Source organism: Sporolactobacillus inulinus (genome assembly GCF_006539285.1).
Taxonomy (GTDB): domain Bacteria; phylum Bacillota; class Bacilli; order Bacillales; family Sporolactobacillaceae; genus Sporolactobacillus; species Sporolactobacillus inulinus.
Map to the genome: position 1 here is coordinate 1 of NZ_BJMS01000002.1, position 16,100 is coordinate 16,100.

Here is a 16,100-nt window from a genome sequence, read left to right on the forward strand (position 1 = left end):
CTAACTTTCTTATCCTGTTAGAAAACTTGGCTTTGCCAAGCCTCTGGCAAAGGCAAAGTCTTCGTTGCGACTGCCTAGTGTTCGGTGAGCCGCAGGACGCGGCGTTCTATCGAACCACGTACACTTCCTTATTTTTTGTACTGTCTTCCCAGTGCGAGATAAGATTCAGCCGGCATTCGGTTGCGGCTGCACTGAATTTTTCTTAAAGGTGATCGTAAAGGAAGATCCGTGTCCGGGTTCACTTTCAACATGGATGCGTCCTTCATGCGCTTCAACTAAATGCTTGACGATCGCTAAGCCTAATCCAGTACCGCCTGAATCCCTGCTGCGCGCCTTGTCAATCCTGTAAAAGCGTTCAAAAATGCGTGGAATTTTGTCTTTTTCAATACCGATGCCGGTATCGGTAATAACAACATCTACCTCGTCTTCTCGTTCATGGATTGAGATTGAAACCTTGCCGCCCTCCGGTGTGTAGGCGATCGCATTCGTGATCAAATTAATCATGATTTGGCGAATTCGGAACGCATCTCCGTCAATGATTCCCTCGTCCCCCGGTTCAAATCTCAGATCAATCGTTTTTTCTTTCGCTCTTTCCTTGAAAATAAGCAGTACACTTTCAATCAGCTGCTTAAGCGACAGTTTGGCGAATTCAAGATTAAAGTGCTCGCGTTCAATTTTGGACAGTTCAAGCAAATCCTTAATGAGGCTTTGCAAACGTTGCCCTTCATGAAGCATAATGTGCAGGAACTGATCCTCAAGTTCCTTATCTTCACGAGCGCCATCAAGAAGCGTCTCGATAAAACCAATTAAAGAGGTTACCGGCGTTTTCAGCTCATGCGACACATTCGCGACAAAATCTTTACGCATTTTCTCCAATTTTTTGATTGTCGTTATATCGTGAAATACGACAACAATGCCTCTGACCTTGTTGTGTTTATTTAGAATGGGGGCACAAGAAACATCATAGTATTTGCGTTCGATCCCCACATTCAGCTGCAGTTGACGAGCGAGCGTCGCTTTTGTGGTATAAACCTCGTCAATCATATGCTTCACGCTGTCATAAGTAATCACTTCATGATAGTCAGCAAGTTCCCAGTAACTGGCATTCGTTTGAAAGGAATCTTTAAACGTTTGGTTCACATAGTTGATTCTGCCGACACCATCAATGAGGATCAAGCCATTTCCGATATTTTCTGTTAAGGTTGCCATGCTGGCCCGCTGACGATTATACGAATGCTTGAGATCGTGAATTGACTCTGAAATCCGGTTCATCGCGAGATTCAAATGCAGGATACTCTCTCGTTTCACTCGATCGGGAGCGATCATATTATAAGAGCCTTCTAATAGATTCTCCGCCATTCGTGTCGCAAAGCGAATCGGTCGGACATACGTGCGTACGAGATAGTCACGATAAAGAAGCAAAGCAACCCCTGCAGCGACAAAGAAACAATAGAGAAGGTTAAGTCCGACAATCGACGACTTGTTCCCGATCAGTTTCAGATAGCCGGCCTGAGCGTGGGTGCTTGGCAGCTGCTTTATGTACGCTAAAGAATGCTCTGATACGACCAACTGCTTTGTCCCTTCAAGCATTCTTTGTTCCTCATTTTTTGTGGAAAACACGAGCTGTCGTTTCTTATCATAGACTGAAATCTGCATCTTTTGTTCTTTAGCAAACTGAACAAGCATGTTTTTCGTCGTGCTGGTCTGGATTGATTCATCTTGGCTTACCAAAGTCGCAATCCACTGCGCTCGTGATTCCATGGTCCGCCGATCATTATGCAGCATCGTCACGTCAACGACCTCATTTGTGACAAAAACGATAAAAAACAAACCTGTGAGTGCAAAAGCCCATCGCAATAGAGTTCTTATCTCAAACCTTTGGCTCATCAAGTTTATACCCCAGACCACGCACCGTTTTTATATAGAGCGGCTTACGCGTGACGTCTTCAATCTTGTCTCGGAGATGGCTGACATGAACGTCAACAATCCGTGTATCGCCGGCAAAATCGTAATTCCACACAGCATTGAGCAATTGTTCGCGCGTAAGTACGCGTCCTTTGTGTTTCATCATGTAAACAAGCAGTTCGAATTCTTTCGGTGTTAAAACCATTTCCTCATCTTTAAACTGCGCCTCAAAGTTATTCGGATAAACCTTCAAGTCGCCAATCACGAGCACATCGCTATGTTCCCGTTGGCCAATTTCGGTTCTTCTTAAGATCGCTTTAACTCGAGCAACGACTTCACGCGGACTGAATGGCTTCGTCATATAATCATCAGCGCCTAGTTCTAGCCCAAGTATTTTATCAAATTCATCGTCCTTAGCCGTCAACATCAGAATCGGAACATAATTCCTCTCTTGTCGAAGTTGTTTGCATACATCCATGCCGTCCATTTCAGGAAGCATGAGATCCAGAACAACCAAATCCGGTTGCCCCTCTTGAGCAAGCTTCAACGCATCAGCACCGTTCGTTGCCGTCTGGACATCAAACCCGGCTTTTTTCAAGTTAAATGAGAGTAGAGTAACAATCGATACTTCGTCATCAACAACCAGTATTTTCTTTGCCAAACCGATCACTCCTTGCATCTCTTCTTATCATATCAATTTTGAATCAAAGATACAGCAATGAGTTGACGGAATTAACCAAACCGTCCCGAAATATAATCAGCCGTGCTCTTTTTCTCTGGAGTCGTAAACAAGGTCTTTGTTGTACCGAATTCGACCAGTTCGCCCTGATAGAAAAATGCAGTGTAATCAGCGATACGGGCTGCCTGCTGCATGTTGTGTGTCACAATAACGATCGTGTAACTAGTTTTCAATTCGAGCAGAAGTTCTTCAATCTTGGCACTTGACACCGGATCAAGAGCAGATGTTGGTTCATCGAGTAGAATCACATCCGGTTTCAACGCTAATGCGCGTGCGATACAGAGACGCTGCTGCTGACCACCGGATAAGCTTGTTGCTGAACGATCCAAACGATCTTTAACCTCGTCCCACAGCCCAACCTGTTTTAAGCAATCTTCCGTGACTTGTTTCAATACTTTTTTGCTGCGCACACCTGCAAAACGGAGCGGCAGTTGAATATTTTCACTAATTGATTTTGGAAATGGGTTCGGCTGTTGGAAGACCATGCCAATTTCCTTGCGAAGTTGAACAACATCCACCTTAGGATTAAGAATATTAACCGCTTTATAGCTGATCGTTCCTTCGCATCGCGCGCTTGGAATTAAGTCATTCATTCGATTAATGGTGCGCAAAAAAGTTGATTTTCCACATCCGGATGGTCCGATCAATGCGGTAATCGACTTCTCGTGAATCGGAATCGTAACGTCTTTAACTGCATGGTTTTCGCCATAAAAAATATTCACATGCTCAACACTTAGTTGAACGGGACGCTTTTGGGTCACTGTATTATTTGCAAATGAAACAATGTTGTTTTTCATTTCAATCATTATGATTCCTCCCACTTATTTCCCAGAAAATTTTTGATTAATGATTTTCCCAAGCATACGTGCAAACAGATTGAAAATAAGCACGCAGATAACAAGTACTGCAGCAGAACCATTCGCAATCGTATCCACATCAGGCATAATTCCACCGGTATTGACGGACCAGATGTGTACCGAAAGTGTTTCGGCAGATCGGAAGAGATTAAGCGGCGAATTGGGTGCGAGTGGATTCCAGTTTCCAAAATTGAGATCCGGTGTTGATAACCCGGCCGTAAATAGAAGTGCCGCCGACTCACCGAATACACGCCCTGCTGAAAGAATAATTCCTGTAAGAATGCTTGGAAACGCTGCAGGCAAGAGGATCGTTTTAATTGTATGCCAATGCGTCATCCCAAGAGCGAGCCCACCTTCCTTCTGATGTCTCGGCAATGCACGGAAACCATCTTCGGTTACGCGGACGATGACCGGCAAGTTAAAGACTGTAAGTGCAAGCGCTCCTGAAAGAACCGAATACTTAAAGCCAAAATAATTAACGAATAAAAGCAAACCGAACATACCAACCACGATCGAAGGAAGCGAAGCGAGCACCTCAACGCATGTGCGTATAAATGAGGTAACTTTTCCTGGTTTCGCATATTCAGCCAAATAAATACCGCCACAAACACCAATTGGAACCGTAAGCAGCATGGTAATGAACAAGACATAGAAAGAGTTCCAAAGCTGGTCCTTTATCCCTCCACCAGGCATAAAGGGACTGGCACTCGTTGTGAGAAAATGCCATGAAATGCTTGATAGACCTTTCACTAAAATGTAACCAAGCATTGAAATCAGTATCGTAGCCATAGCCGCAGCACAAAGAACAATGACTGATAGGGCAATACGATTCGTTACTTTACTGTTCATCGTACTTCACCCCTTTTTGCTAAGTAACGGACAATAACAATAAACACATAGGAAATCAGTAACAAAATAAGTCCGAGAGACCAAAGAACATCGTTGAGCACACTGCCTGTTGTTGTGTGTCCCATACTTAAAGTAATGATCGTTGTCAATGTTGCTGCCGGATCAAGAATTGAGCCTGGAAGATTTCGCGCATTGCCAATCACCATCTGAACGGCCAGCGCTTCTCCAAACGCCCGCGACATGCCTAAGACAATCGCAGTAATCAAGCTCGAACCCGAGGCTGGAATGACGACACGCCATATCGTCTGCCATTTCGTTGCGCCAATGGCATAGGAGGCCTGCCGCAGCGAATCGGGAACAGCGCGAATGCTGTCTGCAGCAATACTCGCGACTGTTGGCAAAATCATAACGCCGACAACAATAGCGCCGGTAATCAAGTTAAATCCCGATCCTCCAAAATGTTGCCGCATGAATGGAGCAACGATCGATAAACCGATCAAACCATAAACAACCGACGGAATGCCTACCAAAATTTCAATCACCGGCTGCATTATTTTTGTGCCCCATTTTTGAGCAATTTCAGCCATGAAGATTGCAGTTCCAATTGCAATCGGTGTTGCAATTAAAGCAGCCAGAAAGGTTACTGCCAGCGAACCGAAAATAAACGGAAACGCACCGAACGAGGGGTTATTCGCGCGATCCGGATACCATTCCGTGCCGGTAATAAACGTCCAAAAGTTAAGGTGATCAACAACGAATGAGCGAAGTCCCTGCAGGGTTAAGAACAAAGTGATGGCCGTGACCGCAATAATCATTAATAGCGCGCTGCAGTAGATCAGCGCCTTTCCTCGACTTTCGCTTCTGCGATCAGTTAGACGGGCAAAAAAACTTTTCTCATTAATCAACGGTGATCTTCCGCTCCCTAATGCAGATCCAGCATTCGAAGTCGTTCTATTCTTAATCATTTTCACACCTCATTTGCATAGTGTCCGAACGCCCATATGACGGCAAGCGGGTACGTTAGCCGTTCCCGCTTAAGCCGCCATTGGACTAATCTTTATTCACTTAACCTGACATCAGGAAAAGTCATCATTTATCGGTTTGTTTTCCTGTCGCATCACGTTCAACTTTCATGTCTTTAACCGACAAGTAACCTTGTGCCGGTACATCTTTGGTTTGCACATCATCACTCATCATGAAGTCCAGGAATGCTTTAGCAAGTTTTGAAGGTTCACCTTTCGTATACATGTGTTCATAAGCCCATACAGGGAATTCACCGCTTGCAACGTTAGCGTCTGAAGCTTCCACACCGTCAATAGAGAGTTTAACAACAGAATCATCATTAGCGGTGAAGTAAGACAAAGCCATGTAACCAATTGCTCCAGGTGTATCAGCAACAATTTTCTTTACCGTATTGGTTGAATCTTGAGTAATTCCTTCTGCCGGAGTTTTGTTATCAAGAGCAAATTGATCAAATGTTGCGCGCGTGCCCGAACCATCCGGACGATTTACAAGCGTAATTTTTTGATTCTTGCCGCCAACTTCTTTCCAGTTCTTCACTTTGCCTGTGAAAACGTCTTGAAGGTCTTTCTTAGAAAGGTTTTTAACGCCCACTTTAGGGTTAACCGCTGCCGTCATGCCGACAACCGCAACTTTATAATCTTTAAGTGCTTTTGCGTCAACGTTTGACTTGCTTTCTGCGAAAACGTCGGACATGCCGATATCAAAGTTTCCAGCTTGTGTTTCGCTCAGCCCGGTACCGCTGCCGCCGCCCTGTACTTCGATCTGTACATCAGGATTCTTTTCCATGAATTCCTTTGCTGCCTGTGCCGCCAGCGGCTGGAGCGCTGTTGATCCGCCAATCGTCAGTTTTCCGGACAATGCAGCAGAGGAGCTGGATTCAGATTTTGAAGCGTCGCTACTGCTACCTGACGAGCTGTTTCCGCAGCCGCTCAATACGAGCGTTAATGAAAGGATGAAAACCAATCCAATCGCAAGCAAGTTTTTCTTTTTCATTAGACTATTTCCCCCTCAGAATGTTGAGTCACCTTATTGCACTATCTATATTAAGGCTTGACTTTTAAACGGGTATAAACGAATTGTAAAGGTTTTGTAAAGACGAATTGTGTCGATCGTTGCATCTACCCATAGAATGGACACAACGGGCTCAATCATGCATTAATAAAATGAGAAAATCTGGGCAAAAAGCGCCCGGTCCTTACTTCTGCCTTCCATTCATTCAGGCTTTGATTCATTACCTTGTACACGAACGACACTCCAGCTGCTCGCTGGCACGCATCAACAACACGTGATCCCGCAGGCGCCAGAGCACCTCAGCTTTGATCCTTGGCCAAGACACTGCTCTATTGGTTTGAAGAAGGGGCTAAATCATAAATTTTCTTTACCTGTTAAAAAACGAAAAGAGTCTTAAAGCGAATGCTTTAAGACTCTTTTCGTTTTTCATGCGTGGGTGCTGCATTTTCATGCAAAAATTTTTATGCACGAGTAGGCAAGAGTGTACTTATGAACGCCGTCATTGATCTGGTAATGAAGGTGTTAAATCAAAGATTTTGGATCAGTGCATCAGCAAATTCCGAGCATTTAACTTCCGTTGCATCGTCCATCAATTGTGCAAAATCAAAGGTCACGATCTTGCTGGCAATGGTTCGTTCAATCGCCTTCATAATTGCTTTTGCCGGTTCGTACCACTTCAGATGTTCAAGCATAAGCACTGCAGAAAGAAGAAGGGACGATGGATTGACCTTATCCAGCCCTGCAAAGGTCGGCGCGGTTCCATGCGTTGCTTCAAAAAGAGCGGTACCCGTCTCAAAATTGATGTTTGCTCCCGGTGCAATGCCGATCCCGCCAACCTGCGCCGCCAGTGCATCGGATATATAGTCACCGTTTAGATTCAATGTAGCAACGACATCGAAGTCTTCCGGACGAATCAGAATCTGCTGCAAGAAGTTGTCGGCAATCGCATCCTTAACGAGCACACGGCCATCCTGCAATGCCGCAGTCAATTCCTGGTCTGCAGCTGCTTTCCCTTGTTTTTTCGTAAGGGACTCATAGTGACGCCACGTAAACGTTTGATCCGGGAATTCACGCTCGGCCAATGCGTAGCCCCAGTTCTTAAAAGCTCCCTCGGTGAATTTCATAATGTTGCCTTTGTGCACAAGCGTCACACTTTTCCTATTTTCACGAATGGCGTAGCGAATGGCTGCGCGAACCAGCCGTTCCGTCCCTTCCTTTGAAACCGGCTTAATTCCAATTCCAGAGGTTTCGGGAAAACGAATCTTTTGCACATTCATTTCTTCTTGCAGAAAACGAATCAGCTTTTCGGCATCAGATGATTCTGCCGGAAACTCAATGCCTGCATAAATGTCTTCCGTATTCTCGCGAAAAATAACCATGTCAACCTTTTCCGGATGCTTGAGCGGTGATGGAACGCCTTCAAAATAACGAACCGGTCTCAGACAGGTAAATAAATCGAGCTGCTGGCGTAGCGCGACATTAAGCGAACGAATGCCGCCGCCTACTGGTGTCGTGAGTGGTCCTTTAATGGCGACTACATAGGTTCGGATTGCATCAACCGTTTCTTTTGGTAGCCATTCTCCTGTCCGGTCAAACGCCTTCTGACCAGCAAATACTTCCTTCCAAACAATACTTTTCTTACCTTGATATGCCTTTTGAACCGCTGCATTAAGAACACGTGAAGCTGCTTGCCACACTTCCGGTCCAATTCCGTCTCCTTCAATTAAGGGGATAATCGGATGATCGGGAACGACTAGGCTGCGTTGATCTACTTTAATTTGTTGTCCTTGTGTCATCAATTTCTGTCCTCCATACCTGTTTTTCTGATCCGATTTACAGTTCATTCACTCAGTCAACTCCCGTTTCAGCGCAAATCAATGGGGATGACGCGCCGCAGATGCGGACCATTGTATTCAGCACGCGGGCGAATGAGACGGTTATCTTTATATTGTTCCATGATGTGTGCCGCCCAACCCGATGTTCTGCTCACCGCAAATACGGGCGTAAATAAATCGTGGTCAATGCCTAAGAGATGGTACAGGGTTGCTGAATAGAAATCGGTATTCGGCAGCAGCCCTTTTTTCTCTTTCATGATTTGTTCAATTCTGAGCGACATCTCATAAAGACGTGTATCTTCGTGCAGTTCGCTGATTTGTCGTGCCATATCTTTAAGGATACGTGCCCGCGGGTCACCATTTTTATAGACTCTGTGACCAAAACCCATAATTTTCTTTTTTACCGCAAGCGCTTCATAGATATAATCATCAACCCAATCGATCGATCCAATTTCTTCGAGCATGTGCATGACTTGCTCATTTGCGCCGCCATGGAGCGGACCTTTCAATGCACCGATTGCTGCCGTTATTCCCGAATAGATATCGGACAGCGTTGCAACACAAACGCGTGCTGTAAATGTTGAGGCATTCAGTTCGTGATCTGCATGAAGAATTAATGCGCGGTCCAACAATCTCGCCTCAAGATCTGAAGGCGCTTTTCCGCGCATCATATAGAGGAAATTTTCTGCAAAATGCTTCGATGGGTCAGGGGACACAGGGTCAAGGCCTTGGCGAATTCTCGAGAATCCGGCAACGAGTGTGGCAACTTTAGCTTGCAGCCGAATCGCCTTAGTCTGATTTGCTTCAATGCCTGCCCGCTCGGCGTCGGTATCATAGATACCAAGGTTTGAGACGGACGAGCGTAACACGGCCATTGGGTGCACCTGATCGAGCGGGAACATCTTCATCATTGCAAACAGTTCATCAGGGACAGCAGCGTCAGCCGCAAGCGATTTTCGGAATACGGACAACTGTTCTGATGTTGGAAGATCTCCGTTCCACAACAGGTAAATAACTTCTTCAAAAGTTGTTTGTTCGGCTAAGTCCTGTATCCTGTATCCACGATAGGTAAGTACATCATCTCTTATTGAACTGATGGCTGATGTTGTCGCAACAATGCCTTCAAGTCCTCTTGTCATGGTCACATTGGTCCCCTCCCTAATAACATCTCTTTTTCTGCGCAGTACTTTGCTCTGTCGCGTGGCAAAGTACCCATTCATTAGATTGACATGAACAAAAGCAGATCCGCTCTATTCATGCATTTTAATTATCATATCGATACCTAATTTAACAACATTATATTGATTATATATGCTTTCAACTAATTTGTGAATATATTTTATTTTTCTGCAGTTTGTTTTCTGTGTATATTCGTACCTTGTCCGCATACCTATAGACGTAAGGTGGGATGAGGACATGAACGCTCAAAATTCGCAACCGTTTCTTACGCTTTTCTTTATTGTTTTGCGTGCCCTTGTTGTCATCGCGATTACAACATCGATCATCGCGATGTTAATGCTTGCCGTTCGTTATGCGCTGCCCTTCATCATTGCTTGTGCGCTTGCATTCTTAATAAATCCGCTGGTCCTGTTTATTGAAAAAAAAACGGGGCTGCCCCGGGGAGCAGCCTCATTTGTTGTTCTCTTCTCTTTTTTTTCCATTTCAATCGGCAGTCTTTTATTTATTGCCTTTGCTCTGGTTCGCGGCGTTGCCTCACTCTCCCGGACAGTGCCTGATGAGTTGTCCATCCTAATTGGTGACATGCAAACCTTCTTTTTTTCACGCCTTGTGCCGTCATGGGAACAAGCCATACACATTTTCTCCGGGCTTCCGAACGGACAGCAGAAAGCGATTCAGTTGAATGTAGAAAGCATGGCAGGAACACTCGTCGACATGCTGAATGATTTAGCCGGTCGGTTACTGACCAATTTAACTCAATTTATCGCTACAATTCCCAGCACCCTGGTTTCAGCACTCTTTATTTTCCTTGCGTCATTTTTCTTATCCAAAGATTCTGAGCGGATCAAGAATCACGTTCATCGATTATCGATGCGTTCTTCGATTGGGCGTCCGATCTACAAAGTTCTCTCCGAATTAAAGAAAACATGCATCGGTTTTGTACGGGCTCAGTTCCTGCTCATTTTTATGACCATGACTTTGGTTTTTGTCGGCATGCTGATCTTGAAAGTGCCGCATCCCATCACCATTACATTAATCACTGGAGTCGTTGATTTGATTCCCTATTTGGGTACCGGTGTTATTTTTATTCCCTGGATTATCTATCAATTTTTTACACACAACTATTCCTTCACCATATGCTTGACTGCTCTCTATATCGCTGCAATCATTCAACGGCAACTGATGGAGCCGAAAATCATTTCGGCGAGTATTGGCATTGACCCGCTTGCTTCACTTGTTTCCATTTATTTCGGATTTCGTTGGTTCGGGCTTACCGGTCTGATCATCGGACCATTAGTGCTTGTTGTCATTAAAACGCTCTACTATTCCGGAACTTGGATGGATCTTTGGCAGTACATCTTAGGCAAAAAGAGCACCTGATCATCTCCGAAAGAAGTGAACGGTACATTCGCCGCTGCGCATCCGTTCACGAATCCAGCGTGACATGCGTCTGACCAATACGCTGCGAACCGCAGGAATCAGCAAAATAATGCCCGCCAAGTCACTGATTAATCCAGGCAACATGAGCAGCAGACCACCAATCAGCAATCCGGCTCCGTCAATGAGCGGTTCACTGGGGACTCTTCGCTGCTCGAAATCCTGCCTGAACTTCTGCATGAGCTGAAGTCCTTGCTGCTTGATCATCCATGCCCCCAAAAGGGCAGATGCAAGCAAAATCAGCAGCAAATGAAATCCACCGATCAGTCCACCGACATAAATAAGGGTACAGACTTCAACCAGGGCATAGACGATCATCACAATGAACAGTTTGTTCAGCATCTTCTTAATCTCCCTTATTTTGATGTTACCTTTACCGGCAAGCTTCGACAATCAGATGATGCAGTTCCGGATTCTTTCTTCTAATCGATACCGGACGCAAAGACAGATCAGTCCAACAATGCTCACTTGAACCGTCCGCAAGCAGCTTCTGATCCGTTTTGCGATAGATCTTGTAATGAAACTTCATTCTGATACTGTCGTAGGCGGCAATCGTGGTTTTCACGATCAGTGTATCATCATAAAATGCCGGTGAATGGTAGTGAGCCTCGACGCCCAGCACCGGCATCATTAGCCCCTCTTCTTCAACCTTTCGATAGGGGATCCCTGATTCTTGGATAAAATGAGTGCGTGCCAACTCAAAATAGATGACATACTGGCTGTGGTGCACAATGCCCATTTTATCGGTCTCATTGTAGCGGACAACGACTTCCGTAGTTGATTCGATCATCATTCATCACTCCGTTTAGCTAGTCGGTTTACTTGAAATAGAGGTTTTAAAAAAGGAGGCACATTAGGATGTGCCTCCTCTTATCATAAACGATGAACTTACAGAATAGAAATAAGTTGAGAAATTCAACACATTTCTTAAGCTTGTGTCAGTGTTTCTCCAATTTGGTGAACACGCATGATGTTCGTTTTGCCTGACGCAGCAACCGGAAGACCTGCTGTAATGACGACAAGATCACCGTCTTTAACCAGTTCCGTTTTCTTTGCGCTGTCAACAGCAATTTCGAACATTTCATCCGTTGACTTTGCTTGTTCGCTCAGTACCGGAGTCACGCCCCATGCCAGGCACATTTTGTTTGCCACACGTTGTGAGTTCGTAACCGCAACGATTGGTGCTTTCGGACGGTAGTGGGAAACAACGCGCGCTGTGTAGCCGCTGACCGTTGCCGTAACAATTGCGCCAACACTGAGGTTCAATGCTGTATGCGCTACGGCTTCGCCGATTGCAGCCGTAACTGTTGCTTCACTTGAATCACTCAATTTCTTGAGTATCGCCTTGTAGTCAATTGCAGATTCTGCTTTCAACGCAATATTGCTCATCGTTGTAACAGCTTCAACCGGCCATTTACCAGAAGCAGATTCACCGGAAAGCATGATCGCATCGGTGCCGTCGAAGATCGCGTTTGCAACGTCGCTTGCTTCGGCACGCGTACAACGTGGGTTGCGAATCATCGAATCAAGCATCTGTGTTGCTGTAATAACCGTTTTGCCTGCTTTGTTGCACATTTTGATGAGACGCTTTTGAACGAGCGGTACATCTTCTGGCGGAATTTCAACACCAAGGTCACCACGGGCAATCATGATGCCATCGGAAACTTCGAGAATTTCATCGATGTTGTCAACAGCTTCTTGGCTTTCGATTTTAGGGAAGATGTGTACGTCTTCTGCACCATTTTCTTTGCACAGGTTGCGAATGTCGTTAACATCCGATGCATGGCGAACGAAAGAAGCAGCGATAAAGTCAATACCTTCGCCGATACCAAAAACGATGTCGTTCGCATCTTTTTCAGTCATTCCCGGCAGGTTGATGCTGACGTTAGGTACGATAATACCTTTTTTGCTCTTCAGAACACCAGTATTCAAAATTTTGTTATGGATAAGGCCGGCTTCTTTATCGATACCTGTAACTTCAAGTTCAACTAAGCCGTCATCGATCAGAATCTTTGAACCAACATGAATGTCGTCAATCAATTCTGCGTAAGTAATGGAGAATTTTTCTGCTGTTCCGGCAACTTCTTTTGTTGAAATATCAACTGATTTGCCCTCTTCAAGAAGAACTTCTGGAGTTGCCATATCATGTGTACGAATTTCCGGTCCCTTTGTATCGAGAAGAATACCAATCGTTTTGCCGGTAATCTTCATCGCTTCACGAAGGTTAAGTACTTTTTGATGGTGTTCTTCATGATCACCATGCGAGAAATTAAAACGCGCAACATTCATGCCTGCGTTAATCATTTTGACAAGCATTTCAACCGTATCACTTGATGGTCCCAGTGTACAAACAATCTTTGTCTTTTTCATTAAATAGTTCCCTCCAGCAATTTATATGGATAATACTTTTGCTAACTTATACAACTCATCGTTAAACTCGTGTTTCTTCGTGAGAAGATCGAGAATGTTATGCGCGACTATCTTGTTATCTTGAATACCGATCATTTTGCCCTTCTCGCCATTCAATAACAAGTCGACAGCCTTATTGCCCATCCGGGCTGCCAATACACGGTCGAATGCTGTTGGTGCACCGCCGCGCTGAACATGTCCGAGAACCGTGACGCGAGTATCCATGTTCGTTTTCGCTTTAATTGCTTTTGCGACTTCATCGGCACTGCCCACACCTTCAGCCACGATAATAATATTGTGCCGTTTTCCGCGTTCTATTCCTCGGTTCAAACGTTCAACAATCGTGTTCAAATCTTCTTTTGTTTCCGGAATCAGAATCGATTCAGCACCATCAGCAAGTCCGGACCACATCGCCAAGTCGCCGCAGCCCCGACCCATAACTTCAATAATGAATCGGCGTTCGTGCGAAGTTGCCGTATCACGGATTTTATCGATCGCATCAATGATGGTATTCAATGCTGTATCGAATCCAAGGGTGAAGTCGGTTCCCGGGATATCATTGTCGATGGTGCCGGGAATACCGATCGTAGGGAAACCAAGCTGTGTCAACTTGACACCGCCCATGAAGGATCCGTCGCCGCCGATCACAACAAGACCTTCAATGCCGAACTTCTTCAACTGTTCAATTGCGATCGCACGACCTTCTTCAGTCTTGAATTCTTCACAACGTGCGGTGTAAAGAATGGTACCGCCGCGCTGGACGATGTCGCCAACATCAGAAACCTCAAGCTTTTTGATGTTGCCGGTGATTAAGCCTTTGTACCCGTGGTAAATGCCGTAAACTTCCACACCGCGATAAATCGCCGAGCGGACGACAGAACGAACCGCTGCATTCATACCCGGAGCGTCTCCGCCACTTGTCAGAACTCCAATTTTTTTCATCACAATAATCACCTCATTTTAGTGTCCCTACTATTGCTTATCTGATGAAGATGAATAAGAAAAAATAGAAAGATCGGTTTGATTCTTCTGGGCAGTATCATAATCACCGATCTGGCGATACTTGGCCAATCGCTGCTCGCGCACTTGGCAGGGACTTAATTGATCCAATTGGTCCATCGAGCCCGCGAGCGCCTGATCAATGAGTTCAGCTTGTTTCTTCGGGTCATTATGCGCACCGCCCAAAACCTCCGGAACCAGTTTATCAATAATGCCGAGTTTTTTCAAATCTGATCCGGTAATTTTCATCGTTTCTGCGGCTTTTTCTGCTTGACCGGCATCTTTCCACAGTAATGCGGCAGCTCCTTCAGGCGAAATAACCGAGTACCAGGAATTTTCCAGCATTAAAATCTGATTGCCGACACCGATGGCAAGTGCCCCGCCGCTTGCTCCCTCACCGATTACGACACAAATGACCGGTACGGACAGCCAAGACATTTCATAAAGATTGCGGGCAATCGCTTCGCTTTGGCCGCGTTCCTCAGCAGCTTGCCCTGGAAACGCTCCTTTTGTATCTATAAAGGTAATGATCGGCCGATGAAACTTATCTGCCTGTTTCATCAGACGCAACGCTTTGCGATAGCCTTCCGGATGAGGACTTCCAAAATTACGCATAATATTTTCTTTTGTATCCCTGCCGCGTTGTTCGCCGATAACCGTGACCGGGCAACCATGAAATTTTGCGATTCCGCCTACAATTGCCGAATCATCTCCATAGAGCCGGTCACCGTGACATTCAAGAAAATCGGTAAAAAGAAGCGGAATGTAATCCAGTGTTGTCGGACGGTTCAATTTTCTGGCGACACCAACACGTTCCCAAGGAGTCATGCTGCCGTAAGTTTCTTTTTCAAGGTTTGCCAGCCGTTCTTGCAAGTGATTCAATTCATCGGAGAGGTCAATGCCCTTCTCATCCATAAACTGTTTTAATTCAGCTATTTTCCCCTGAAGCTCATGAATCGGCTTTTCAAATTCTAGTTCCGGTCCCATGCTTCAGCACTCCCTTCAGTATGAATCGACAAGATCCGTCCCAGAACAGTTCTCAATTCAGCGCGTGGAACCACTTGATCGAGCTGTCCGTGCTTCAACAGAAATTCAGCCGTTTGAAAATCCGGAGGAAGCTCCGCACCGATTGTCTGTTCAATAATGCGTCGTCCGGCAAAGCCGATTAATGCCCCCGGTTCGGCAAGGTTATAGTCGCCTAAAGAAGCAAAGCTTGCCGAAACCCCGCCAGTGGTCGGGTGGGTCATGATTGAAATATAGAGACCGCCGTTCTCGCTGAACGCCTTTAGCGCAGCACTCGTTTTTGCCATTTGCATCAAGCTGAGGACGCCTTCCTGCATACGTGCCCCGCCGGATGCTGAAAAGATGATGACCGGTATCCCCTGTTTTCCGGCATATTCAATCAGTCGCGTAATCTTTTCACCGACAACCGAGCCCATACTGCCCATCCGGAAGCCCTTATCCATAATAGCTACCGCACATTCGCAGTCTTCAATCCGGCCTTTTCCTGTCCAAACCGCTTCGTTCAACTTGGTCTTTTTGCGATCCGATTCCAATTTATGCATGTAATTGGGAAACTGAAGCGGATTTAATGAAACCATGTTCTTGTCAAATTCGACATATGAATCTGCGTCAAAAAGCATTTCCGCACGTTCATACGCACCGATGGGATAATGATAGCCGCAAGATTGGCAAACAAACAGATGCTTCTTCAATTCTTTGACATACATTATCTTCTTGCATTTTGGGCATTTACGGACAATGCCCTCAGGAACGTCCTGTCTCGCTTTTGCAGATGGGACGGTAGCGTACTTTTTTTTCTTGGTAAAAAAGTCCTTCATCAAGTATATCACCCTC

Annotated in this window: 14 protein-coding genes and 1 pseudogene; 1 reads left to right on the forward strand and 14 read right to left on the reverse strand. The window is 45.4% G+C overall.

Features of this window, described 5'->3' with window-relative positions; translation table 11 throughout:
- Positions 1-165: 165 nt before the first annotated feature.
- The 8 genes from pnpS to citZ all read right to left on the reverse strand — a co-directional run bounded on the left by pnpS (position 166) and on the right by citZ (position 9,364).
- Complete coding sequence (gene pnpS, locus SIN01_RS00215) at positions 166-1,785, reverse strand: two-component system histidine kinase PnpS (RefSeq protein WP_237760190.1); 1,620 nt, start codon at positions 1,783-1,785, stop codon at positions 166-168.
- A gap of 85 nt (positions 1,786-1,870) precedes the next feature.
- Positions 1,871-2,566, reverse strand: coding sequence for a response regulator transcription factor (locus SIN01_RS00220; protein WP_010027302.1), 696 nt, complete (start codon positions 2,564-2,566; stop codon positions 1,871-1,873).
- A 71-nt stretch (positions 2,567-2,637) separates the two neighbouring features.
- Positions 2,638-3,441 carry a phosphate ABC transporter ATP-binding protein PstB gene (pstB, locus tag SIN01_RS00225; protein WP_237760189.1) on the reverse strand — a complete coding sequence of 268 codons (804 nt, stop codon included), beginning with the start codon at positions 3,439-3,441 and terminating at the stop codon, positions 2,638-2,640.
- A 24-nt stretch (positions 3,442-3,465) separates the two neighbouring features.
- The gene (gene pstA / locus SIN01_RS00230) at positions 3,466-4,350 is read right to left on the reverse strand and encodes a phosphate ABC transporter permease PstA (protein WP_010026163.1); all 885 of its coding nucleotides are present in this window, start codon (positions 4,348-4,350) and stop codon (positions 3,466-3,468) included.
- Positions 4,347-5,315, reverse strand: coding sequence for a phosphate ABC transporter permease subunit PstC (gene pstC / locus SIN01_RS00235; RefSeq protein WP_010026162.1), 969 nt, complete (start codon positions 5,313-5,315; stop codon positions 4,347-4,349). Before pstC ends, pstA begins: the two co-directional genes overlap by 4 nt.
- Before the next feature lie 124 nt (positions 5,316-5,439).
- Positions 5,440-6,366, reverse strand: a complete 927-nt coding sequence (locus SIN01_RS00240; RefSeq protein ID WP_010026160.1) for a phosphate ABC transporter substrate-binding protein — start codon at positions 6,364-6,366, stop codon at positions 5,440-5,442.
- Between the two features lie 545 nt (positions 6,367-6,911).
- Entirely contained in the window at positions 6,912-8,180 is a 1,269-nt protein-coding gene (icd, locus tag SIN01_RS00245; protein ID WP_010027118.1) for an NADP-dependent isocitrate dehydrogenase, read from the reverse strand.
- A gap of 68 nt (positions 8,181-8,248) precedes the next feature.
- A complete protein-coding gene (gene citZ, locus SIN01_RS00250) occupies positions 8,249-9,364 on the reverse strand; it encodes a citrate synthase (protein WP_010027120.1) in 1,116 nt (371 codons plus the stop codon).
- Between the two features lie 271 nt (positions 9,365-9,635).
- Between citZ and ytvI the strand changes: the two genes are divergently transcribed.
- Complete coding sequence (ytvI, locus tag SIN01_RS00255) at positions 9,636-10,778, forward strand: sporulation integral membrane protein YtvI (RefSeq protein WP_047035530.1); 1,143 nt, start codon at positions 9,636-9,638, stop codon at positions 10,776-10,778.
- On the opposite strand, the gene SIN01_RS00260 is transcribed toward ytvI, so the two are convergent.
- From SIN01_RS00260 to accD, 6 genes and pseudogenes are all read right to left on the reverse strand, one after another.
- The gene (locus SIN01_RS00260; RefSeq protein ID WP_010024875.1) at positions 10,779-11,177 is read right to left on the reverse strand and encodes an FxsA family protein; all 399 of its coding nucleotides are present in this window, start codon (positions 11,175-11,177) and stop codon (positions 10,779-10,781) included. It lies immediately after the preceding gene.
- 31 nt (positions 11,178-11,208) lie between these two features.
- Positions 11,209-11,628, reverse strand: a complete 420-nt coding sequence (locus tag SIN01_RS00265) for an acyl-CoA thioesterase (RefSeq protein ID WP_237760187.1) — start codon at positions 11,626-11,628, stop codon at positions 11,209-11,211.
- Between the two features lie 140 nt (positions 11,629-11,768).
- Positions 11,769-13,205 (reverse strand): annotated as a pseudogene (gene pyk / locus SIN01_RS00270) (pyruvate kinase); the annotation flags it as partial.
- Positions 13,206-13,226: 21 nt separating this feature from the next.
- On the reverse strand, positions 13,227-14,186 hold the full coding sequence (gene pfkA / locus SIN01_RS00275) for a 6-phosphofructokinase (protein WP_010024871.1): 960 nt from the start codon (positions 14,184-14,186) through the stop codon (positions 13,227-13,229).
- A 30-nt stretch (positions 14,187-14,216) separates the two neighbouring features.
- Positions 14,217-15,230 carry an acetyl-CoA carboxylase carboxyltransferase subunit alpha gene (locus tag SIN01_RS00280; RefSeq protein WP_010024868.1) on the reverse strand — a complete coding sequence of 338 codons (1,014 nt, stop codon included), beginning with the start codon at positions 15,228-15,230 and terminating at the stop codon, positions 14,217-14,219.
- A complete protein-coding gene (gene accD / locus SIN01_RS00285; protein WP_010024867.1) occupies positions 15,215-16,087 on the reverse strand; it encodes an acetyl-CoA carboxylase, carboxyltransferase subunit beta in 873 nt (290 codons plus the stop codon). The genes SIN01_RS00280 and accD overlap by 16 nt, the downstream gene beginning before the upstream one ends.
- Positions 16,088-16,100: the final 13 nt, after the last annotated feature.

Bases quoted from the DNA above. Each gene is read 5' to 3' on its own strand.
- SIN01_RS00280 (WP_010024868.1), bottom strand. From the start codon at position 15,230: ATGGGACCGGAACTAGAATTTGAAAAGCCGATTCATGAGCTTCAGGGG.
- pstA (WP_010026163.1), bottom strand. From the start codon at position 4,350: ATGAACAGTAAAGTAACGAATCGTATTGCCCTATCAGTCATTGTTCTT.
- SIN01_RS00265 (WP_237760187.1), bottom strand. From the start codon at position 11,628: ATGATGATCGAATCAACTACGGAAGTCGTTGTCCGCTACAATGAGACC.
- pstB (WP_237760189.1), bottom strand. From the start codon at position 3,441: ATGAAAAACAACATTGTTTCATTTGCAAATAATACAGTGACCCAAAAG.
- ytvI (WP_047035530.1), top strand. From the start codon at position 9,636: ATGAACGCTCAAAATTCGCAACCGTTTCTTACGCTTTTCTTTATTGTT.
- pfkA (WP_010024871.1), bottom strand. From the start codon at position 14,186: ATGAAAAAAATTGGAGTTCTGACAAGTGGCGGAGACGCTCCGGGTATG.
- SIN01_RS00240 (WP_010026160.1), bottom strand. From the start codon at position 6,366: ATGAAAAAGAAAAACTTGCTTGCGATTGGATTGGTTTTCATCCTTTCA.
- pstC (WP_010026162.1), bottom strand. From the start codon at position 5,315: ATGATTAAGAATAGAACGACTTCGAATGCTGGATCTGCATTAGGGAGC.
- pnpS (WP_237760190.1), bottom strand. From the start codon at position 1,785: ATGCTGCATAATGATCGGCGGACCATGGAATCACGAGCGCAGTGGATT.
- icd (WP_010027118.1), bottom strand. From the start codon at position 8,180: ATGACACAAGGACAACAAATTAAAGTAGATCAACGCAGCCTAGTCGTT.
- SIN01_RS00260 (WP_010024875.1), bottom strand. From the start codon at position 11,177: ATGCTGAACAAACTGTTCATTGTGATGATCGTCTATGCCCTGGTTGAA.